The organism is Rossellomorea aquimaris (genome assembly GCF_000935355.1).
GTDB classification, from domain to species: domain Bacteria; phylum Bacillota; class Bacilli; order Bacillales; family Bacillaceae_B; genus Rossellomorea; species Rossellomorea aquimaris_B.
Window position 1 is genome coordinate 424,397 of sequence record NZ_JXZC01000002.1, and the last position, 24,759, is coordinate 449,155.

General features: G+C 43.3%; 12 protein-coding genes. 4 read left to right on the plus strand and 8 right to left on the minus strand.

The features are described from left to right. Positions 1 to 48 precede the first annotated feature (48 nt). The 4 genes from TV75_RS21135 to TV75_RS09190 form a co-directional block, all read right to left on the minus strand. Positions 49 to 2,100 carry a S8 family serine peptidase gene (locus TV75_RS21135; RefSeq protein WP_052504485.1) on the minus strand — a complete coding sequence of 684 codons (2,052 nt, stop codon included), beginning with the start codon at positions 2,098 to 2,100 and terminating at the stop codon, positions 49 to 51. Positions 2,101 to 2,916: 816 nt separating this feature from the next. Continuing rightward, positions 2,917 to 7,140, minus strand: coding sequence for a cell wall-binding repeat-containing protein (locus tag TV75_RS09180; RefSeq protein WP_044338414.1), 4,224 nt, complete (start codon positions 7,138 to 7,140; stop codon positions 2,917 to 2,919). 499 nt (positions 7,141 to 7,639) lie between these two features. After that, a complete protein-coding gene (locus TV75_RS09185; RefSeq protein WP_044338415.1) occupies positions 7,640 to 8,953 on the minus strand; it encodes a cell wall-binding repeat-containing protein in 1,314 nt (437 codons plus the stop codon). Between the two features lie 172 nt (positions 8,954 to 9,125). Beyond that, on the minus strand, positions 9,126 to 10,073 hold the full coding sequence (locus TV75_RS09190; RefSeq protein WP_044338416.1) for an NAD-dependent epimerase/dehydratase family protein: 948 nt from the start codon (positions 10,071 to 10,073) through the stop codon (positions 9,126 to 9,128). A 304-nt stretch (positions 10,074 to 10,377) separates the two neighbouring features. Between TV75_RS09190 and TV75_RS21140 the strand changes: the two genes are divergently transcribed. The 3 genes from TV75_RS21140 (at position 10,378) to TV75_RS09205 (ending at position 13,968) form a co-directional block, all read left to right on the plus strand. Continuing rightward, a complete protein-coding gene (locus TV75_RS21140; protein WP_052504486.1) occupies positions 10,378 to 11,754 on the plus strand; it encodes a cell wall-binding repeat-containing protein in 1,377 nt (458 codons plus the stop codon). Between the two features lie 128 nt (positions 11,755 to 11,882). Beyond that, on the plus strand, positions 11,883 to 13,283 hold the full coding sequence (locus tag TV75_RS21145; protein ID WP_052504487.1) for a cell wall-binding repeat-containing protein: 1,401 nt from the start codon (positions 11,883 to 11,885) through the stop codon (positions 13,281 to 13,283). A gap of 127 nt (positions 13,284 to 13,410) precedes the next feature. After that, positions 13,411 to 13,968: a hypothetical protein gene (locus TV75_RS09205; RefSeq protein ID WP_044338417.1), complete on the plus strand. Its 558-nt coding sequence runs from the start codon at positions 13,411 to 13,413 to the stop codon at positions 13,966 to 13,968. A gap of 43 nt (positions 13,969 to 14,011) precedes the next feature. On the opposite strand, the gene TV75_RS09210 is transcribed toward TV75_RS09205, so the two are convergent. After that, a complete protein-coding gene (locus TV75_RS09210; protein ID WP_044338418.1) occupies positions 14,012 to 15,157 on the minus strand; it encodes an acyltransferase family protein in 1,146 nt (381 codons plus the stop codon). A 120-nt stretch (positions 15,158 to 15,277) separates the two neighbouring features. Between TV75_RS09210 and TV75_RS09215 the strand changes: the two genes are divergently transcribed. Continuing rightward, a complete protein-coding gene (locus tag TV75_RS09215) occupies positions 15,278 to 16,012 on the plus strand; it encodes a PIG-L family deacetylase (RefSeq protein ID WP_044338419.1) in 735 nt (244 codons plus the stop codon). A gap of 221 nt (positions 16,013 to 16,233) precedes the next feature. Here the strand turns inward: TV75_RS09215 and TV75_RS09220 are convergent, their stop codons facing one another. The 3 genes from TV75_RS09220 to TV75_RS09230 form a co-directional block, all read right to left on the minus strand. Further along, the gene (locus TV75_RS09220) at positions 16,234 to 18,687 is read right to left on the minus strand and encodes a cell wall-binding repeat-containing protein (protein ID WP_044338523.1); all 2,454 of its coding nucleotides are present in this window, start codon (positions 18,685 to 18,687) and stop codon (positions 16,234 to 16,236) included. Between the two features lie 172 nt (positions 18,688 to 18,859). After that, the gene (locus TV75_RS09225; protein WP_253275501.1) at positions 18,860 to 22,831 is read right to left on the minus strand and encodes a cell wall-binding repeat-containing protein; all 3,972 of its coding nucleotides are present in this window, start codon (positions 22,829 to 22,831) and stop codon (positions 18,860 to 18,862) included. Positions 22,832 to 23,071: 240 nt separating this feature from the next. Next, positions 23,072 to 24,601 (minus strand): AbgT family transporter, encoded by a 1,530-nt coding sequence (locus tag TV75_RS09230; protein ID WP_044338420.1) that lies wholly within the window; start codon positions 24,599 to 24,601, stop codon positions 23,072 to 23,074. Between the last annotated feature and the right edge of the window lie 158 nt (positions 24,602 to 24,759).

Sequence of the window (24,759 nt, forward strand, 5' to 3'; positions counted from 1 at the left end):
ACCCTTCATTTACAAAAAAAAGATAGAGAGGCAATCTCCCTATCTTCCTTATTCCATCATATACTGATCGATTTCCCATGCTTTCTCAATGGATAAAGCACCTGGTCCACCCAGAATGTGATAGTTGTTGCGATTGGTTATCAAATGGATTGATTTCTTCAGGTTCACGTTATCGTTTCTATCTACGAGAACCACCGGGCTTTCTGTTCTTGCAGCCAGCGGGCTTATGCTAAGGGCATCGGGGAATTTAGCTCCTGTGGCAAAATAAAGGGAATCTGAATCTGCCGAAACAAATATCTGATGGACCTTATAATTGGTTTCGTAACGATCCAAGCCATATATACGGAAATCCCCAGGCAGACTATCTACCACTTTATTAGAAAGGATTCCCTGACCACCGATGACATACGTCTTGGAAATTTCATTCTCTTTTATATAGGTACTCACCGACTGTGGAACCTTTTCTTTTTGAACAAAAAGTACAGGATATTGCATGCTGCCACTATAGGAGGCAACCGAGAGAGCATCAGGATAGTTTTGACCTGAGACGACAAATGCCTTGTTGGTTTTGTAGGGAATCACGCTATTGATCGCTACGGCCGTTTCATAACGGTCCACGCCAAATAATCGCTTGGTCTCGATTGATAGATTGTTAATCTCATTTTCTACATCCTGAGAGATGGCATTCCCCCCTCCAATCATCAAAACATGAGAGGGATTCAATCTTTTCAGCTCTTCCTTTACGGACCCACTCAATTGATTGTTCTTGACTAATAGAATCGGGCTATCCAAATGAGATGCCAATGGAGAAGCAGCTAAGCTATCAGGGAATGAATCACCGCTTGCTAAAATAACAAACGATCCAGTCAATTTGGTTCCACCGATCTTCAACTCTTTCTCCTCCAGCAAGGACCATCCACTTTTAAATATTTCTACAGCTGTTTCAACAGAATTCAATCCGTAGAGACGGTTTTTCGTTTGGACATAGTTCAGCGCTTCTTCCGCATTGATCAACCCTGTTCCAAGTCTATCGACTTCTGGTAATGGGGTGGTTGAGTTTTCAAGAACATCCTTCACCTGCATTCCTTTTAGAAAGGGGTACTGCTGTTTGACCATGGAAGAAACCGAGCTTACAATGGCCGTTGACATACTGGTACCATCCAGTGCTTGGTAACCGTCCATCCATGTGCTGAAAATGTTGGTTCCCGGTGCGGATACATCTATTGTCTCCCCGTAATTTGAGAACGTGGATCTTGTCAATGTAGCAGAGTCCACACTGCCTACAGCCAGGACATTGGAGTAGGTTGCCGGGTAAAGGACGGCGTGCTCATTATCGTTACCAGCCGCTCCCACGACCAGGGCACCCTTGTCCACAGCGTAATCAATAGCATCCTCGAGTGCTTGCATATTGCTATAGCTGCCCAGACTCAAATTGATGATATCCGCTCCATTGTCAGCTGCATAACGGATACCTTGAATGACCGTGGACATGTAGGTGGTCTTACCTTCAAACACTTTTACAGGCATGAGCTTCACCTTTTCAGCAGCAGAGGCTATACCCATTTTGTTATTGGTCACAGCTCCCACCAGACCCGCTACATGGGTGCCATGTCCCGACCTATCGACAGGCGGCTCTTCTTCGTTAATGAAGTTCTTTCCTTCTACTAATCTACCGCGTAGCTCAGGATGCTTCAGATCAACACCTGAATCGACGATCGCCACGGTAACTTCTTTAATGGGATTGTATTGTTCCCAAGCATCCAGCACCTTCATGACCTGAAAGTCTTGGGATTGATTATTAAAATATGTATCATTCGGCGGAGCAGCTTGTGTGTAAACGAGCTGATCGACCTCAGCATATTCTATGTTTTTATTATTATTCAATTTTGATAGAGTGCCAGGAACGTCTTTTGAAGGTACTGATATGACCTCTAGTTTTCCTTCACCCTTGTCTGAAGACTGTGTCGACACTTCACCTTCCTGATCCTTGTGAACCACTAATAGTTGAACCTTCTTCCCATCATCCGCTTGCACTACTCCGTTTGGAAGCAGGGTACACCCAAATAAGAAGACAATTGAAGCGATTATTCTCATTTTCATCAAGCCACTCCTCTCTCCGTTGAATGTCATTTACATCATCTGTAAAAAGTATATAAGATGGTGGAAGGCCTGTCCATGAATTCAAGAAATTTTCAGAATGATAGGCTGAAAGACCTTGGTGTCATCTGTTACCATCTTAAAGAAGAGAGTACTAGTTGATTTCCGCTACAGAATGCTCGCTTTCCGCGGGGCTGGCGGTGAGCCTCCTCGGCTGCGCCTCCGGGGTCTCACCTGTCCAGCTATTCCCGCAGGAGTCGAGCATCCTTCCGCTCCAATCAACTTTTTAAGCATGACTCTTTTAAAAGATATAAATAAAACAAAAATCTTTGCCTATAGCTCTTTTTGCAAAGATTGTTGTTTCTTTAATATGACCTGCCTGGGCTCTGTCAATCAAGTTTGTGCTGGTTGGTGAGGGGGAATTTAGTAGAGCTAGCTTTCAACTTAACCATCAAAGTAAGGATAACTGTCTGCGAATACCCTTTGAGTTTAATTGCTACAAACGCTCAGCATATATATCTACAATATGAGCTTTTTTTGTTTGTATATCAGTCAATAGGCAGTCAGCACAGAGTGGATTGTAGCGGAAGGCACTTGACTCCTGCGGGAGATAGAGGAAAGGTCGAGACCCCACAGACGGAACGTCGAGGAGGCTCGACTTCCTCCCCGCGGAAAGCAAGTGCCTGGAGCGGAAAGGAACGGTCTATGTTTTCACATCTAACTAAAACAGACGTGATGTAAATCCACAATGTTTACGAAATTGCAAATGAAAAAAGCCACCCGCTATAAATAGCAGGTGACCCTATTAAACTTACCCTATTAGTTTGATACTTTTTCTTGAAGGTCTTCTCTTGCACCTTCACCTACTGCACCTTTACCACCAAGTACAGTGACAGAAGAGATTTTGTTCTGGTACAGATATTTCGTTAAGAACGCATCTACTTCTTTCGGTAATCCATTTGGATCTGTCAGCAATAACAATCCTGCGTTATCTGTTACTAGTGGAGCTGCAGATAATGCATCCGGGAAGTTCTTACCGCTCGCAACATATAGCTTATCTGTGCTATTCGCGAACTCTCCAAGGATTGCTGCGAGTGTACCGTAACGGTTCACACCAGAAAGGACTTTCACATCGACAGCTACTTTCTTGGCTTCAGCTACTACACTCTCAGGAACAGCAGATTTACCACCAAGCACATAGACTTTCTCGTCTTCAAGGATCGCTTTCGCTTCAGCAGACAGAGCTTTACCGTCTGTTAAAACGATCGGCATGTCGTTGGCACCGGCAATCGCTGCAGCACTCAGGGCATCTGCAAAGTTTTTACCAGTTGCAACGAATACACCATTTCCTTTGAATCCAAGCTCTTGAAGCTTCGAAACGATGGCAAGGTTTGTACCGTAACGGTTTGGCATTCCATCTGTTTCTAAACGTTCGATATCAGAAGAATTGATCGAGATGCTGTTCAATTGTGTAAATACATCGGCAGAAACGACACCTTCTCCACCAAGGATGTACACATTTTCAGCACCAAGACGTTCGATTTCAGCAAGGACTTCCTTAGAAAGCTTCCCATTGCTGCCTACAGGTAAGATTGGGGCATCGATAGCAGATGCTAATGGACCTGCAGATAATGAATCAGGGAAGTTGTATCCAGTTGAAAGGATAACTGTTTTGTATTCATGGTCATCGGCAAAGCCGTCTTTATGAAGCTTCTTGGAAACTTCGATTGCTGTTCCGACACGGTCTTGACCGGAAACTTCAGTGATGATGTCCCCGTCTACCTTGATTGGAAGCAGTGATAATACTTCATCCGTCTTCGCATCTAGTAAATATACAGCACCGATTGAGCTCATAGACTCGGATGGAGTTGTAATGTTTACATCCGTCGTTAATGATTTTCCTACTTTAAGGGTTTGTGAAGCTTTAACATCCACTTTACCTTTCCCTTTTTCACCAGGAGAAAGGACACCGAACTCATTGATTGAAAGATCAAGAGTCGTCGTTGGATCCATAGTTGCATACCCTTCAATGGCGATTTTGTACGTACCATCCGGTAATGAAGTCAGGGAAACTTTTTCGTCGGATGTAGCACCTGCAGAATATGCTACAATATTCTCTTCGGAATCATAGATATATAAATCGACATCATCAGTAGCATGTGATGGATTTGAAGTTTGAACTTCCAAAGATACGTTGTTCTTCACTTTGATTTCTTGATAATAAAATTCATTGTTACCAGGTACTTCTACTTTCTCAGAAGAAAGCTTAGGCGTACTGAACGGTGCACCGACAACCTTCACATCTCTTGCTTCAGATAAGTAGTTTGAGAATGTAACAGATTTAGTCATTTCAGTTTCAGGTGCCACATGACCCAAATCAATTTCACCTGGTTGAGCAACTACATCCTGAACAACAGCCTCTAATTGATATTTATTGACTTCCTTACCTGCTTGTGGTCCGGAAGTTCCATATACATGTACTTCCCATACCCCTGGTTTAGGAGACTTGAAGACATGATCTTCAACGCCTAATCCACCGGAACCGTATCCTGCATATCCTTGGAATTCACTCACTTCAACTCCATCAGGATTGAATACGATCGCGCGTACGCGGCCTTTATAATCATCATTTTCACTGATCGCATTCAGTGAGAAACGGACTTCACTTACGCCAGGTTTTACGTCAAACGTATAACCTTTTGTTTGAGAAGACTGAACTTCACCTTCTTCGCGGAAGCGGAAACGATTTTCCTGGTTAAATTCATGACCAGTAATGATTGTTTGAGCTGATCTAGCTTCTACATAAGGAGTCGATGCATCATCAAATACTAGAGTCTCAGCATTTACGCCTGTCTCTAATTTCGACTCATCGTACTTCACTGTAATCGTTTTACTTTCTCCGGCTTTAAGATCTAATTTTGATACAGATGGACTAATCCAATCGCCAGTCGGGGATACATCAAGGCTCTTGGCTTCATCTGTCTTGTTCTCTACTAATACTTCCACTGTTTCAGGAATTTCTTTATTTCTTACATATAGACCCGGACCGCCGGACACTTTTTCTCCGTGATAGACCGTTACGTCTACGTCTTTAATGTCTGTGATGAAGTTTTTGCGCAGATACTCATAAGCTGCAGGAACATCGATCAGTCCGCCACCTTCTTGGGCGCGGTTGTAGCCATCTAAATGATTGGCTGTTTCAATCAACGCTTCACGTGCGATTTCATAGTTAAATGGAATACGATCTTTCTCAGCAGCAGATTTAAGTAACGCCACCGCTCCAGCTACGTACGGTGAAGACATACTTGTACCCTGCATGACTACATAAGGTCCGTTTTGTACCGGATGAGCGGCATAAGCAGATCCAGGTCCGACGATATCAGGCTTTTGATTCCCTACCTCGTTCGGTCCTACAGAAGAGAAGTACCATAATCCTTGTCCTTCTTTAGGAGTGCCGTCTGCGTTTTTACCATATGGATAAGAATTGTATTCTTTTGCCCACATGTCTGCAGTGATATGTGCACCAACAGAAATGATAGGTGCTACGTCACCAGGTGATCCGACTGTGTCTGCACCAGGACCCGAGTTACCGGCAGATGTAACGAATACGATATCTGTATCTTCACTTAAAACCGTCATTAATTCTCCATAGGATCCTAAACCATCATTCAGATCCGGGGAAGAACCTAAGCTCAAGTTTGCAACATCAACGCCGAATCCACCTTCGGATTCAGGAAGCGCAGCATCGACCATGGCCTTTTGAATACTGAATGTAGGAGCTCCGCCGGCTGCTTTGAACACACGCATACCGACAAGCTCTGCTCCAGGTGCAACCCCTTCACCTGCAACGGCACCGAATGCATTCGCTTTTGCCGGGCCATTTGCAGCAGAGATACCTGAAACGTGAGAACCGTGTCCGTTGAAATCAGTGAATAAGTTGATCTTCTTCAGACCGGCACCGAACCAGTTCAATTCCATATCATTGACACGGAAGTTCGCTCCAAGCATATCATCTTCCACATTCACATCGAATGTGCCTGTTTCATTGTTTGCATACGCTGTTTCATCCGTAAAGTCATTATCCATATCCGTATCGATATAGACTTTATCCCCCACCAATAGCACAGCAAAATTATCTGAATTACCATTCACTCCATCCGCATTTAAATCCTGGTTCGTCCAGTTAGGATTCGTTTTCGGATATGGATTTGATTCAAATGCCGTTTTCCCGAAGAAAAACTTGTCATCAGAAGCGTCAAGTCCTGCTGTATTATATGTAGTTTCTCCTACTGTAATGGAGTCACCTTCAGCATGTCCACCATCAAAAAATACATCGCCCTCTGAAAGGTAGTTGATTCCATCACCGAGATATTTTTTATAACGCTCTTCGATACCGTATGCAAGTTGACGGTTTGAAATCGTGTAGTCTCTTACTGCAACAATTTTTGAATCCCCGTATTTACGCGTTCCTTCTTCAAGGCCTTCTGTAAAGGATTCATGACCTGGATCTGGACCTGAGTCAATGATCCCGATACGTGTACCAGTACCATCAAACTTATCGTGGAAGTCATCCACTCCGGTTGGAGCATGGGTTTCAGCCTGATTCGGTTTCACGACCGCATCCTCATCCACTTTATTTTGATCCTTCACTTCAAGCTCAGGGTCATTCACTTCCCCTAATTGGATTTCAGCATTCTTTCCTACTGTGCGGACACTCTTAAGATCAAGAACTTCCATTACCTTCCGAGTTGGTACATCCGCTAAGTAAACATAGTTCTTATAATTCTGTTTTACTTTTACGCCAAGCTTCTCTAATTGACCAGTCGCATCTACTTTACCGTTACCTACGATGACAAGCTCTTGAACAGCTTGATCACTCATAGACAGTGCCACAACTTCTGAGAAATTCGAAACCTTGAACTTTTTCGTTTCCTGTAAAGCGGCTTCCGCTTTATCAGGATTGAAAGCTGTTACTCCAGCGAACGAGGAAGCTACTAAAGCTGCACTTGCCATGACCGAAAATACCTTTTTCTTAAACGTCAATCCCTTTTCCCCCTTGATAGATTAATAGTAATGGTCCGAAATACTCCGCATCTTCCAAAATAATATAATTATGGAAAAATTCGAACTCTATTTTCCATTTTAATCTCAGTTAGTTCTTTAGTCAACAAAAGGAGATGTTATTTTCAGAAAAAATAATATATTTTTACTATTGTGTTTTCAGTTTTATTAAATTACTTATTTAGATTGTTTTCTTGTTGCTAAGCGAGTGCTGGTTGATTTCCGTTACAGGTGCTCGCTTTCCTCGGGGCGGGCGGTGAGCCTCCTCGGCTTCGCCTGCGGGGTCTCACCTGTCCCGCTTCTCCCGCAGGAGTCGAGCACCTTCCACTCCAATCAACATTAGGGTTTTTTACTTTCTCTAGTTAAATTCAACTATCTATTTGAAAACAAAATTATCTTAAAGAAAATGTTTAAGGACTATTGAATCGGGTAAATAGAAAAAAACTGCCTGCCGATGGCAAACAGTTTTTCTATCATTCTATTAATTTACAACTTTCACTGCGCCTAGATAACGGGGCTTCCAGTATACGTTGCTCATACTTGTGATTTCCACTCCATCATTACCGGCATGGATGAATTGGTTGTTTCCGATATAGATCCCGCCATGTGATGGGCCTGGTTTGTATGTTTCAAACATGACGATATCGCCGACTGCCGGTGTGCTTGAGCGGCTTCCGAAGTTCCAGATGTCAGATGTCGTTCTGGGCAGGTCAATCCCATACTTATCATATACGTAGTTAAGATAACCACTGCAATCAAACCCGCTTGGAGTCGTGCCACCCCACTTGTAAGGTGTTCCAATATATTGTTTTGCCGTCTTGATTAAACCATCTGTATCAAATCCAAATAGACTTTGGGCTTTCTCTGATATAACGGACGTTCCACCGATGATCGTAAACTGATTGATACCCAATTTATCCACTGTCGACTTAACGGAAGTCGGGACACTATTGGATTGAATCAGCATAACTGGCGAGCCTTTCTTGGCTGCAAGAACGGACCCTGTCAAGGCATCAGCATAGCTTTCACCCGTGGCAATGACTGAACTATTTGTAGCAGAATAATATTTCTCGGCGACTTTTGTTGCCGTATCATAACGATCTTTCCCTGAAATACGGGTGGCTCTTGGCAATTGATTCTTGACGCCGTCACTTACCACACCTGTACCTCCTACAAGAATGGAAGAACTATATTTACTTAACGCTTTTTTCGTCTCTTCAGGGACATGATTTTTCTCTGTTAATAGAATCGGCATTGATTTACTTGCAGCAACAGGTGCAATCGCAAGACTATCCGGGAAATCCCTGCCGTATGTAACAATGGCTTGTGAACCGCCCACTAACGCAGCGATTTTTGCCGCTGTTTCATATCTGTTTTCCCCTGCCACCCTTGTGCTTGTAATGCCTAACCCCTTAAGCTGAGTTTCAACTGAAGATGAAATAACGGAACTTCCACCTAATATGTATGCTTTACTTGGATTTAATCGATCCAGCTCTTTTTTCACGCTATAAGGAATACTATCTTTGGTTACTAATAATATCGGTGCGTTATACTTATCCGCTAACGGTGCACCTGCCAACGCATCGGGAAAGTTATTCCCCACTGCAATGACGACGGTACTGGCACTGGTCCATCCTTCTCTTGAAACTTTCACTGCCGTTTCATACCGGTCGACACCGCTTACTCTCTCTATCTGTGTACCTGCAGCTGATGCAGGGTTCTGGAAAAACAATAGGAACATGAAGCTTATTACCGTGACGAAAGTAATAGATACAGGTTTGCGATAATTAGACATTTCTCAATTCCCCTTCTCTATAAATCTACAAAAACTATCTTATCATTAAAATTTTCAAAATAATTTTACATTTATGTAACAATATTCGTCATATTTACCCCTTTTTTGTAATATACTCTCCTTCAAACGACACAAAAAAGGCCCATTCCTGTTGTCGGAACGGGCCTTTTCGTTATTCGTTTTCTTTATTCCAATACTCCAATAGTCCTTCTCTCATAGAGAACTTTGGATCAAATCCTAAAGATTTAAGCTCAGATATATCAGAGTAAGATTCTTTAATATCTCCCGACCGTTCTTCCAGCTGATCGATAGGGAGTTTTGTTTTGGTAATTTCTTCATACATGCCGATCAGTTCGTTCAAGCTTGTCGAGTCTCCTGTACCAACATTAAAGACTTTACCGATTGCTGCCGGATCTTCAGATACAAGAAGATTCGCCTGGACAACGTCTTTTACATAGATGAAGTCCCTTGTTTGTTCGCCATCTCCATATAAGGTGAAGTTGGTTTCTTCCTTGTTGACCAGCTGTTTGAACTTATCTGTTAAGATCGATACCACACCCGAATAGGGTGACGATGGATTTTGTCTGTTTCCAAAGACATTGAAGAAGCGAACGGCCGTCGTCGGGATGTCGTATAATCGGCTGAATGCCAGCACATATTGCTCCGAGGCAAACTTATCGATGGCATATGGCGTCAATGGCCTGATCGTTGATGTTTCTTTCTTGGGAAGCGTCGGCTCATCCCCATACACCGCTGCAGAAGAAGCAAAGACAAAGCGCTCCAATCCTCCTTGTTTGCGTGTTTCTTCCAATAAGTATAAGGTAGCTTCCAAATTGGTTTGATGGGTATGAAGGGGATCTTCTACTGAAGCCGCTACACTGGCAATCGCACCTAAATGAAAGACTTTCTTGAATTGATGCTGTTGAAAGAGCTTTTCAATGGTTTCTTTAGAAGAGATGTCCCCTTCTACAACAGTTAACTTATCGTCCTTCGGAAGGTTATCCATTGAACCCATCGAGAAATTATCTATCACTACCACTTGTTCGTTTTTATTTAATAATTCTTCTACAATATGAGAGCCGATAAAGCCGGCCCCGCCTGTGACAAGGATCTTGCTCATTTATGTTGTTCCCCTTTCAGTATGGAGAGTTATACTTTTAATTTTTCACTGATGTAAGTATAGCAAAAATCACAATCGGATTCTATTCGGTCATTAAAATGTAAAACACCCTTAATTTTACCCTATTCATTCTTTCTAAAAACGTTTCTATTCCTGTCAAAAAAAGGCGAAAAATATTTAATTGAAACTATCTATGCAAACGTTGCAAACGCGATTATACTATTCTAGATGTTATGAAATAGTGGTACGGGATTACCATAGACATCAGCTTAAAAACAGATCAAAACTATCGGGGGAAAGAAAGATGAAAAAGTGGTTCACTGCTTCAGTTGGTTCAGCACTGCTTGCATCAAGTTTATTTGGGGGATCGGTATTGGCGGAAAGTCCTTCTCAAGAAAAGATTGAGCTTTTAGGCTACGATCGCGAGGGCTTCTTCGTTGAGGAAGAGCCGAATAATACGTTTACCAATTCCAATGAAATTGTTCTTGAGGATGCCGCAAAAGGGACATTCACAAAAGATGATGTTGATATGTATAAGATTCAAGTAGACAATGACGATCCATTGGTGATATACGGAGGATCATGGGACGAAAATCCCGGGATTCTATTAGATGTCACTCTTTACGATGAAAACAAGAATGTTATAGAAGCAAATGAAATAAGTTCAGATGTGACAGATGGTTTCATGGCCGATTACACTGTTACACCAGGCACTTATTATATGTCTGTAAAGGATAAAAAGAATCTCGCAACTGGCGAAGAGTATGTAGTGATTCCCTCTCAATTTACATTTGAATCATACGTAGACCGTATTTTCGGTGCAGACCGCTACGAAACCGCCCTTGAAATTGCTTTACAGGGCTGGGGATACGGGACAGATGAAATCATCCTGGCTACAGGAAGCAACTTCCCTGACGCATTGGCCGGTGCACCGCTTGCGTATCATAAAGATGCTCCTATTCTATTAACTACTAAAGGTTCCCTTCACCCATCTGTGGAGGAAGCGATTTATGAATTAGGTGTCAATAAGGTGACGATTCTTGGGGGTCCAGGCGTCATTTCGGATGATGTAGTGAAGGAATTAAAGGCGCTGGATGTATCTGTTACACGCATCAGCGGAAAAGATCGTTATGAAACGGCAGTGGCCATCTCTAAAAAGCTGCCAAACAATGACGCAGCCGTAGTCGTCAGCGGAAAGAATTATCCGGATGCCCTATCGATTGCGTCCATCGCTGCACAATACGGATACCCTATTCTACTATCTGACAAAGAAAGCATCCCGGCAACAACGCTGACACAGGCGAAAACATATGAGATGAACTATGTTATTGGCGGGACCGGAGTCATCAGTAATACAGTCGCTAAGAAGCTGAACAATCCGATGAGGATTGCAGGTAGAGATCGCTATGAAACCAATGCAAATATTATCCGCGATTTTAACGTTCCTACTAACTTCGTCTTCGTTGCGACGGGCACTCATTTCGCCGATGCTTTAACAGGTTCGGTTCTTGCTGCAAACTGGGGAGAGCCGTTGTTACTGACACCTCCAAATGAGTTACACCCTGACATCAGAGACTTGATGATGGATTACACATTCGGTGTGACAATCCTTGGTGGAGAGAAAGCGATCCAACCTAAGGTAGAGGACCAGATTTGGTCGATCATTGAAGAAAACGAATAATACTGAACGCGCTCTTTTGAGGAGCGCGTTTTTTTCATGTTACCCTGAAATAGTGAAAATCATTGTGATAAAATAAGATTATACAAGATTTCACAAAAATAGAGAGAATATCAAAATGGGGGAAAAAGATGAAAAAGTGGTTTATTACTTCGGTTGGTTCCGCCTTATTGGCATCCAGCTTATTTAGTGCGTCTGCATTCGCAGAAAATCCGGCAGCTACGCTACAACAACAAGTGGAGCTTTTAGGTGATGAAGAGGAAGAATTATTATCAGAAGAAGAACCAAATAATACGTTTGAAGCTGCAAATCATATAACAGCAGGTGAACTTGTTAAGCCTACATATGTAAAGGGGACTCTTCCAGTAGAGGATGTCGACCTATATAAAGTAGAGTTAGATTCCGATATCCCATTGTATTTATACGGTTTGTTTTGGCAGGAAACGACCAATATCCCTTTGGAAATCACCTTATATGATGAGAACAAAAATACCGTTGAACCAAACGACTTATTTGTTCAAGAAGAAAATGGATATGTAGCCCTTTACCCTTCTAAGCCTGGTACTTACTTCATTTCTGTTAAGAATAAAAGTGATTTAGGAGTGGATAAAGAATATTTGTTGATGGTCTCACAGTTCTATTTCCATCCTAATGTAGAACGGATCTACGGTGCGGATCGATATGAAACGGCTCTTCAAGTTGCATTAAAGGGTTGGGATTCCGGAAGTGATGAAATGATTTTAGCTACGGGAGCCAATTACCCTGATGCCCTGGCCGGAGCACCACTGGCTTACCATAGGGATGCTCCAATTCTATTAACTTCCAAACATACCCTGCATCCTTCAGCCCAAAAGGGAATTGAAGAATTGGATGTCAAAAAGGTAACCATCCTGGGCGGACCAGGTGTGATATCTGATAACGTAGTAGAAGAGATTAAGGATTTAGGGGTTTCTGTTACCCGTATCAGCGGGAAAGATCGTTATGAAACAGCAGTTGCCATTTCTAAGTCTCTTCCCAACCATGATGCTGCGGTTGTCGTAAGTGGAAAGAATTACCCTGATGCTCTTTCCATTGCTTCCATAGCTGCACAAGAGGGCTATCCGATTCTGTTAACTGAGAAGGACACAATCCCTGCTTCCACCCTTGCTCAAGCAAACACATATAAGCAAAACTACGTCATCGGGGGAACAGGTGTCATCAGTCAGTCAGTCCTGACTAAATTAAACCATCCAACAAGAATTTCAGGTGTGAATCGGTATGAAACGAATGCAAGCATCATTCAGAAGTTTAACGTCCATACTGGTTCTGTTTTCTTTGCAACCGGGACTCAGTTTGCCGATGCATTAACAGGTTCCGCCCTTGCAGCACATACCGGCGCGCCTTTATTATTGACTACCCCGGAAGGATTACATCCAGCCATCAAAGATCTGATGATCGATTACACTTATGATGTGAAGATCCTTGGTGGGACGAAAGCCATTCAACCGAAAGTAGAGAAGGACATTTGGGCAGTCCTGGAAGACAACCAATAATCCGTAGAATACGCGTTCATTTCAGAGCGCGTTTTTTTATTGTGTATATTATATAGAATTTTCTGTATATTAATGGTAAGATAGTAGCATATTTTACACTATACATAAGAAAGAAGGCATACTACCCATGAAGTCTCTTACACAAACAGTCGCTACTATCTTTAAAAAACTAGTCATACACCTTGATAAGGACGAACTTCGAGAAGAGGTAAATAATCAATTACTCCAAACGATGAAAAGCTCATCAACAGAGGATGAATACACAAAAAACTTGGTGAAAGCCATTGTTTTTCATGTTGAATCAACAAAAGCCCTGCATGGAATTCTGCAGCCACTACTGTTAAATGCAAAATATCCTAACCTGGATGGTGTTTCGCAGCTCATGAATCGCGCCCAAGTACGCATTGAAAATGACACGGAGGGACTGATCCCCCTTTATCACGAGCGGATCGAGAGTGAAGAATCCGCTAATGATCTCGTCACCCAGTTGGAAATTTACTTTACGACAACCTTCACCGAACTTCGATTAACGTACCGTTTCGTCGACGCATTCGGTACAGAGAGCAATAAAAAGCTGTTCCAACCTTTATTTGATTTTCCGGCTGAAGAGGTTGGAGAAACCATTCTGAAATACACAAGAACCTATGCCAGCCTTATATTTGAAAAGACTTTAAACCAGAAATAGAAGAAGGTCCGTCCCTCAGAGTAAGGGACGGACCTTCTTTCTTTTATACTTTCAAATACCACTTCTTCCTATGACAAACAAAGGCAACGACTGTCCAGAAAATCAGGTTCAATAAGCCATAAGCCAGCTGCGGATGAGGGGCAAACGTCGCCACCCATTCATTGATAACCCTGGAGAGCGATTTTTCTATACCGTCATCCGTGACTGAAAGATGGATCAGCACAGAACCGAGCATGAATTTACCGAAATAGATCAAGAAGCTGTTGCGTCCATATGCTTCCAGGAACCAAACAACCGGCTTCAGCGCTGTCTCTTTGGCATCTTCTTTTCGTTTATCAAAAATCAAATACAAAATCGATAGCATACCAGCTGAGAATCCAGCGGCCAATAGAGCAAACGCAGGTGTCCATAAACGTTTGTTATACGGGAGGAAATGATCCCAAGCGAGAGAGGCGGCAATCAATAGAACGCCTATCCCCAATAGTTCCCGCCATGCTCCCGTCTCTTTGCGGGTCAAGATCAATCGCCCGAATGCATATCCGAAAAGGACGTTTGATAAGGCGGACAAGCTGGTGACCAGTCCTTCAGGATCATAGCCACGCTCGCCGTGATGGTATAGATGCTTTTCGCCGAACACCGCGCTATCAATTGCGTGTGAAGGATTACATTCCGGCTGAGGCAATCCGCCTTCACAGGATTGACCTGTATAAAGGATGAGGCCCCCATATACCGACGATACCAACAACGCAATCAACATTAACTTCAAAGGAGATTGCACAAACTTGGTGATCGCTACCGTTACAACTCCAAGAAGGGCAAACATCTGTAAAACCCCGGTCAGTCGAATGGTCGAAAAATCCAATGTCCATTCCACAATGATCGTGAAAATGATACCGTACACAATCAATCGGACGGTCCGCTTTAAAATTTTCTCCCATTTCACTCCTCGCTGATAGGCAATCGCCATACTCACACCAAAAATAGTGATGAAGGTTGGTAAAATGATATCAATCAACGTGACCCCATACCAATCCGCATGACGGAAATAGGGATAGTCCACCTTCCCATAAGGAATCGTACTCAAAAACACGGATAATGCTACAATAATCCCCCTTAGCATATCGAGGGAATAGACTCTTTTTTTCTTTTTCACTTGCACCTGTTTCTCTGTTGGTTGAACTTGTTCCATACTCCGTTCCTTTCACTTCACGTTCTTTACTTTCCTACTATGAAAGTATACACCAGCCCCAAAAACTTTGATAGAATCAATTAGTAAAGATTTAACTATTTTTCTCACCTGGAGGTCCACATGCGAGTTGTCTATCTATCTCTCATTTTATTACTATCCGCGTCACTAAGCGCTTGTACCCTTTTTGAAAAAGAACCTGATATCTCTGTCTTTTACGCCCCGCACGCAGACGACGAAACGCTCAGTTTGGGTCCTTCCATTCTGCGGCAAATTGACAAGGGAAATGAAGTAGCCGTGGTGCTGCTGTCACATGGTGAAGCCAGCCAGTCGATCAACAAAGTCAATGAAAACTTACAAGCAAAAAACCTGCCACCCATTTCGAAAGAAGAATTCGGAGACTCACGGGTAAAGGAATTTAAGAAATCTGTTGAAGAATTGGGAGTCGATCCGGAGAACGTTTACGTATACGACCTTCCAGATGGAGATATAAAAGAAGATGAAGTCATGAAGATCATGAAAGAAATGAACGAAAGCTACCCTGAAGCCAGACATCATGCCTTATCCTATCATGACCCTCACCGGGACCATGCCACGTCAGGAGCAGCTTTAAAAAAACTTGTTGAAGACGGGACCATTCAATCAGCTCTTTATTATCTACCGGTTCAAGAATTTGAGAACTTGGAGTACGACGACACTTATCCATTGCCTGATGATCTTAGTGATGAGTATAAGAACAGTTTGGATGCTTATCGAATTTGGAAGCCTGATGAAGGGTTTTATCGTATTGGGTATACTTCGGTGGAGTCTTATTTTGTGGAGGCTAGGAAGTTTAGGGAGAGTCGTTGGCATAGGTAGGGAACATAAATCCTAGTTTTTAACTATCGGGGATTATTTTTCCAACAATCAGAATTCCTCAAGAAAGAATATGAAGGAGATCATGCTCTTTAAGGGAGCCGTTCCTGTAAACAACAATTGTCTAAAAACAACAATAAGTATATAGCCTTCACCATCCAGTACAATTTTAAAATCAATAAGAAGCCATCGAAATCAATCGATGGCTTCTTATTATTTAAGATTTATTTCATCAACTTCTCAACGACAACATCACTTACAGCATTTTCTCCGCCAAGAATTTGGAAATCCTTCGCTTTCATCTCTTCAATGGCATCAGAAGTGACTTCTGGAAGATCATTAGGCTGTACTAAAAGCATAGAAGCATTTTCTTTAGCTGCAAGTACAGAACCTGCCAATGCATCGGCAAAATTCTTTCCAGTCGCTAAGTATACCTTGGTTGATGGATTAAGTTCAGTCGCGATTTCTGCTGCCGTGCCGTAACGGTCTTGACCGAAGTAGCGAGTCGCTTCAGGAAGTGATTTCATGACATCCTTACTTACAACAGCTTCTCCACCGGCTACAATCGTACTGTCAATCCCTTTTAGAGCTTTCTTCGTTTCTGCTGGTAGTTTATCAGAATCCGTCAATAGGATCGGGTATCCATTGCTCGCTGCATAAGAAGCGATGGCAAGGGCATCAGGGAAGTTTTTACCGTTTGCCACTATTGCTTTCTCTGGGGATCCCCCAAGACTCGCAGCGATGTTCACTGCCGTTTCCCAGCGATCATCCCCGCCGATACGATCGACATCAAGTCCCATTCCTTCAAGCTGATACTTCACATAGTTACTTACAGCACCTTTTCCACCAAGAATAATGACATTCTTAGCACCAAGACGCTCGATTTCTGCTTTAGCCGCTCCATTTAATGTACCTTTTTCCGTTAACAGGATCGGTGCATCATGTTTGTATGCAAGAGGAGCACCTGCAAGGGCATCAGGGAAAGAATCTCCGCGGGCAAGGATCACCGTATCCGCCGATTCCCAACCTTCTTTCGAAATTTCAACGGCTGTTTCGTAACGAGTATCACCAGTCAAGCGTGTTACTTCCGGTGCTTCTTCTTGTACGATGCGATCTTCGATAGCCGGTGAAATAGGGCTGTTTTTCTCAAGGTAAGAAGTGAATACCTCAAAATCGACAACGAATAATTCCGTCATGCGGCCTTCTTCTTTCGCTTCCTTGAACATTGTATATCCGTCTCCACCATCAGCAGTGAATGCGTTTGTTGCCACAGAGTACATCATTTCAGGGTCAATCTCTTCAAATCCGTCGGCAGTCATGACTTCTACATGCCACACACGTTCTCCGGCAGGTTTAGTCACATCATACTTATAGTTGATACCGGATACTTGAAGGAATTCACCTGGTGCGTCTTTTCCTTCGACTCTGGCTACACTGTGTTCAAGGGCAGCTACGATTTCTTCGCCGGTCAGGTCAAGTGTCACAAGATTGTTTCCAAATGGCATCGTCGTCAGAACTTCTCCAAGTGTGATATCTCCAGCATCGATTGACGCACGGATCCCTCCACCGTTTTGAAGGCCAATATAGGTTTCCACAAACTCATTTGCCTTCGCAACCATACCGTCTGCAATCAAGTTTCCTAGGTTTGTTTCTTTTCGGCGTACATCTGCACGTTCGCCATCAAGAGCTACTTTTGTGTTCCCAACCACTTCTTTTTTCATTTCATCAAGCGGCTTTTTGAACTCTTCTACCTTCGCAAGAGCCTCAGCATCCTGTTCATAGCTTTCAAGGTCCAGCACTTCTCCATTATGGCTTGTTACTACACCTTCATCGTCGAATGATACATCCAATAATCCAAGCAGGTTCAAATATTCACCAGCTTGAACAATCAATGTCGGCTCTTCCTTCTCAATCACCACAGGCTCTTCAAGAACCGTATGGGAATGCCCACCTACGATGACATCGAGTCCATCCACTTCCTCAGCCAATTCTAAGTCATTCGAGTATCCAAGGTGAGAAAGGGCGATGATTTTGTTGACGCCTTTATCTTTAAGCATCGCGATCGTGGCATTCGATTTTTCAACTGCATCTTCAAAGACAACATTTTCTCCCGGGTTGGAGATGAATTCTGTATCTGGAGTCGTTAATCCGTAGATTCCCACTTTTTCTCCATCTACTTCTTTGATCATGGCTGGATAAACGTTGCCGCCGTCACCCGGTTGTCCGATTTCGTTTTTAAACAGGGGTTCTAAATCCGTGTCGCCTGTAACGGTAACGTTTGATGACACCATCGGGAAGTTCATGTTTTTAATGAAGTCTGCAAGGGTTTTAGAATCTTTATCGAATTCATGATTACCAAGTGTCATGGCATCGTAGCCAAGCTCGTTCATGAAATGTAGGTCAGCTTGTCCAAGATATTGACGGAAATAAAGGGTTCCCGAGAATACGTCACCGGCGTCTACCAGTAAAGAATTCGCTTTTTCAGTGCGCAGTTCGTTTACTGCTGTTACTAAACGGGGATAGCCTTCAACATGAGCATGCGTATCGTTGGTATGCATGATCGTTAAATCAAAATCTTCCCCTTCTGCTGAGGCTGCAGTTGCCGGGGATACTGCAAAAATCGCAGCGGCCAGAGCTGCAGTTGATAATACACCGTATAAAGGTTTTTTAATATTCATTTGGTTAATCCCTTCCCTTTCATATGTAGGTTTTTGTCGAAATTTCATCCACTAAACCCATTATATAGTAACTCCATGACAAAATGTGATAATTTTACTAAATATTAAAACAAATCTGGTTCTTTTTACATATCAGGGCAGGGGAGAAATTCCCCCCGCCTTTTTCTACATTCTATTTCTTTAGCTGGTTTACAACTTCTTCACTAACGGCATTTTCCCCACCAATAACACGAAAGTTAGAAATATCATCCATATCAATTGCTTCCATAATATCTTCTGGTACTTCCTCTTTCTTCACAAGAAGGATTTCAGCACCCTCTTTTGCTGCAAGGACCGAACCTGCCAGAGCATCGGCAAAATTAGTCCCTGTTGCCACAATTGCATTGTTAGTTTGAGGAGTTAAGTGTTTCGCAATTTCGGCTGATGTTTCGTAACGGTCCTGCCCACTATAACGGGTCGCTTCATCAAAGCTTTCAAAAATGTCTGTACTGATCGCATTCTCGCCACCCACGACGATTTTTTCGTCAATGTCTTTTAATACTTTACTAGAGGCTTTTGACAACTTGTCTTGAGCAGATAGTACAATCGGATATCCATTCTGTGCGGCATAAGAAGCAACAGAAAGGGCATCGGCGAATTGGTAGGCATTTGCTACAATCGCCTTTTCAGGATCCCCATCCAATTTGGCAGCGATATTTGCCGCTGTTTCAAATCGATCGTCACCTGTGATACGGTCTGTTTTCAAACCTAATCCTTTAAGCTGATATTGAACATACTTGGATACAGCACCTTCGCCACCAAGGATGATCGCTTTCTTCGCACCTAAACGCTTGATTTCATCTTGTACCTCAGCGTTCAAACTGCCTTGTTGCGTCAATAAGATCGGTGCATCATGTTTGTAAGCAAGCGGAGCACCTGCAAGGGCATCAGGGAATTTATCGCCTCTGGCAATGACCACTGTGTCTGCTGACTCCCAGCCTTTTTTAGAGATCTCAATGGCCGTTTGGTAACGATCATCGCCTGAAATGCGTTCTACCTTATTTTCAAACTGAATCTTAGCGAGGACAGGATCGTGATCACTCGCACGTCCATCTTCTTCACTAAAATCAGAGTTGATGTTGATACTATCGATCATCGTTGTCTTTGCCAGATTATTCGTCACTAGAATATGATCAAGAACCTGAGAGTTCCCTTGATAAATATACGTGTATCGTTCCTCTGCAGGGAGCTTTTCCATCAGATTGGTCAACACGTCCCCTTCGAGCGTATTGATCGGGGCAGAGAATTCGAAGTCGTTCAAGTCACCAAGGACCACAACATTTGCATCTTCGACCTTTTCGTTCACATCATTTACAAAATCATTCAGTACCTCGGCTTGTTTCAGTCGCTGTACCTCACTGCCAAGCACAACCGGATGATCTGCACCGAATAAAGCCCCGTCTCCACCTTTAGAGTTAAAGTGGTTTGCTACGACGATGACCTTTTCACCGTTAAACATGAATTCGGCTGCCAAGGCTTTACGCGAATCATCAAATGCTTCGTTTGTTGGATCGATGCGTCCCGGGTTATGAGTAAGTCCATCTTCATTTACACCCACGGAAGTAAACGCATCCCCGGCCTCTTTATCAGTCAGTTGGACACGCTCCGGATTGTAGATGAAACCTACACGGATGTTTCCACCAGGCTGCCCGCCATCTGTTTTATCAACAGGGGCGATATCGGTGAATTCATAAGTCGGTCCGCCTGCTTCTTCAATGGCCTTGATGATTGTCTCATAGGACGCACTTGCATCTGTCGTACCATCATCTGTTGGTCCATTATTATCCTGAACCTCGACCAGGCCAATGATATCCGGCGTTTTCATATTCGAAACGATTGAATCAGCAATCTTTTCTACTTTGCTTTCTTCAATTCCAGCATAGAAGTTTTCAATATTATAAGAAGCGATCGTTAAATCTTCTACTTCCGGAGTGATCGACGTTACTTCCTGCGTTGTTCCCCCATCAACTACAGTAGGGAAAGTTCCTGTTGGACGAATCTTAAAGTTGCTATAATCATAGCTTACGTTTCCGGTGACGGAACCATCCAGCATATCACCTGTTTTCACATTGATATTCATGCCGTCCACATCGATCAGCATGCGCTCAGGATTATAATCTTCAGGAGAAATCAATACTCCCCCCGCTCTTGTGCGAAGCTGATCTTCGCTTGTATTCACCACTACAGGGAGTTCATCATATTTCACCGGACCTGTAATCGTGGCATCCGGGATCTCAATCAGCATTCCTTCAAGACTTTCATAAAAGTCCAGCCCGTCTGTTTCCGGATCAAATGATTTCATTTCATCATCTTCAATGATTTCTGTCGGCGGTACGCGGTCTACACCCATCACGATGGCTGCAGGTACTGTATTGTCTGATGATTCTACAGTAACGGCTGATGCCGTGATTTGAGTTGTGAGAAGATCTTTGGCATCTGAATATCCATCTTCTCTCCACTCTTTTACTTGTCCGGCCACGTTTACCTTGTCACCGACTTTTACAGAATTGCCTTTCGCATAAACATAGATCCCTTCAGAAGTCGCCAGACTATCGTCCGGTGTCTCTTCCTGCATATAAAAGGCATTGGATCCGGCCTTCGCCGTCACAATTCCTTGAACGTTAGAGACAGTCATGTTTTCGTAAGGAGAGGCATGGGAATCCCCTTGAATATCATGAATGCTTAAACCATCAGCTGATTTAAGGATTTTGTAAGTGAAAGTGGAAACATCGCTTGTGCTGCCATCTTTTACAACAACTGCTTTAATCGTTGCATCGGCAGTAAGTTCGATCGGTGTTGTATATTCTGGACTGGAAGCTGTCGGGTCCGTCCCGTCCATTGTGTAATGAATCGCTCCATCTTCCGTTGCCGTTTGAAGTGTGACCTCCGTTCCTTCCACAACAGATCCCGAAGCCGGATCAGCCGTTACGGAGAAGGCCGTTTCAATGACATCTGACGTGTTACGCGGGACCAGTTTATATTCGTCATAGTTATAGTCCACCACGCCGCGAAGGATTTCGTACGTTTTGCCAATTTCAAGCACCGTACTATCAGTTGGTTTGATGACGAACTCACCGGAGCTGTCTGTCGCCGTGAAGTTACCGTTGCTGTCTTTCGATTCCACGGTCACATCCGTAAATTCAACATACATCCCTTCGTGTTCTTCACCATTTTCAGCTGAGAGATCTGTAGAAATTAGGGAGGCAGGTGAAGGAACCCCCTTGTCTTCTTCTGTAATTTCAACGTTTGAAGCAGTCGCTTGGATTTGCTGCATACCATAATAATCGCCAAGTTTTCCCTCAGCTACTACTTCATCACCCGGCTCGGCAGTAAGTCCGCTGGCACGGACGATGACACCTGCAGTACCATCCTGGATAAACAGGTTTGTTTGTCCGCCTGCTTCAAAGGATGCTGTCGCAATACCCTGTACTTTAACAACCGTGCCTTTAGGGGCTGTGCGTGCTTCAGCGATGGTGGATAGTTCAACAGGGGTTGGTTCAGGAGCCGGTTCATCTGATAGATGCGTACCGAGATTACTGAATACATCCTTGCCTAAATTCGTCCATTCTGCAGATGGATCGAATGCATCGGTTACGTCTGTATCTCCTGTGGTCACGGAATCATTGCGGACGATGGAGACGTCACTTGCGAAGGAGGCTTCTGAACCAACCTGGCCGATCGAATCAATCACCGTGCCGTTTTTCTTTAATGTGATGGGATCATTCCCATTGAAATTGATGATAAAGCTGTCTTGGATATCTGCTTTATCAAGGATGGCCTGAACAGCCTGTTCATGGGCAAGTACTAAAGTATCCCCTGCGTTTAGAGTTCCAGATAAAGAAAAAGACTTATCCGTAGTCACTGCACCATTGCTATGTAATTCTAAGGAGTAATTTGATAAATCAATTGCTTCACCAGTACCGTTATAAAGTTCAATTGCTTTATTGTAACTGGATCCTTCGATATATTCAGAGATAATTAAGTCCTGAAACGCCTCGTCTGCAGCGGATACGTGCTGAGATAGAGGAGGTGCAAACATGCTTAAGGCCATACTTGAGGCAACTGTTACACTTAACAATTGACGCTTCATTGTTTTCCCGTTCATTTTCTTCCCCCTGTTCGTAGTTTAGTAAAGTGGTAGATTCGCCACCATCTACCAGTATACAACAGGATTTGTCATAATAGTGTAAAAATAGGGTAAATTAACTGAAATTTGTTACCGCTTACATTACGATTAAGTAAATTTGAACTATTAAAATTGACAAAGCCCGGTTCTGGAGCGGATGAACAGCTCTTGAACCGGGCTTATGATTATTTAGTAGTAAAATAGTGGTATCACCACTTTTTACAGGTACACTCCTACCCCTGGACCAAAAGGGATACCTAATAAAGCAAACGTCAATAGTAATACGATCCAAACAGATAAGAAAGCAATCGTATAAGGAAGCATGAGTGAAATCAAGGTTCCAAGTCCCGCTTTCTTATCGTATTCCCGCATGAAGGCGAGTATCACGATGATATACGGGTTCATCGGGGTGATGATATTCGTCGATGAATCCGCGATACGATAGGCCGCTTGTACAAACGCCGGGTTATATCCAAGTGTCGCAAACATCGGGATAAAGATCGGTGCTTCCAATGCCCATTGAGCAGATCCACTGAAGATTAATAGATTCAATAATGCTGTCAACAGGACAAAACCGATGATGGCTGCGAGCCCTGTCATATTGATCGATTCCAGGAAGTTCGCTCCGCTGACCGCTACCCATGTCCCAAGATTCGTCCAATCAAAGTAAGCGATGAACTGTGCCGCCGCAAAAATCAGTACGATATAACCTCCCATGTCTTTCATGGCTTCTGTCATATATTTCGGTACGTCCCTGCTTGATTGAATTTTCTTCACGGTCACCCCGTAAGCAACCCCGATCACGATAAAGAAGAATAGCGTAATGGGAATGATACCGGATAAGAAGGTAGACGGAATCAGTCCACCATCTTCATTTCGCATCGGAGAATTAGGCCATGCAATCGAAACGACTAACAGGACGATGAATGCTAATCCTGCGAGGGTTGCATTTCGAAGTCCCTTTCCTTCCAAAGGACTTTCTTCTTCTAATGTTTTGTCTACTTTCCCTTTGTATGTTCCTAAACGCGGTTCCACAATTTTTTCGGTTACGAGAGCTCCCACAACCGTAAGAAGAGCAACAGATGCAATCATGAAGTACCAGTTATCCACCGGTGTCACCGTCACTTCAAATGCTTTGGCAGCTTCTGTTGATATCCCTGCGAGTAGCGCATCGGTTCCGGTAATGATAAAGTTTGCCGTAAATCCTGCTCCTACTCCGGAGAATCCGGCAGCAAGACCCGCCAGAGGATGTCTTCCCACCGTATAGAAAATCATGGCGGCAAGTGGAGGAATGATAACGAAGGCTGCGTCTGACGCCAGGTTCCCCATGATCCCTACCATAATGACAGCGTATGTAATCAATCCTTTTGGAGCGTTTAAAACTGTTTTCTTGATTGCCGTCTCTAGCAGTCCTACCTTTTCCGCAAGACCGATCCCGAGCATCATCGCCAGTACGAGGCCGAGTGGAGCGAAGCCGGTAAAGTTATCGAGCATGGAGGTCAGGATGTATTGAAGTCCCTCCCCAGAAACAAGGCTTTTGATCGCCAATTCTTCCCCATTTTTCGGGTGGATCACCGTCACACCCAGACTTGAAATGAACCAGGAAAACAAGATAATAAAGAAAGATAAGTACACAAACAACATGAATGGGTCAGGGAGTTTATTCCCTACCTTTTCAATCCCACCTAAAATTCGAAGGTATCCCTTCTCCTTTTGAGGTGTATTCGGCTCTAAATTAGGGTTTGTCATGAGGTCACTCCTTCAAGATTTTGTTTTAAGGAATAATTCCTTTTTACTTCCGTTAATAAGTATTTCTATACTATTTGCATAAATCCTCTTTATTTTTTAATATTTATGAGAAAATTTTAAATTTACGGATTACTGATTTAGACAAAAAAAATCCCCTG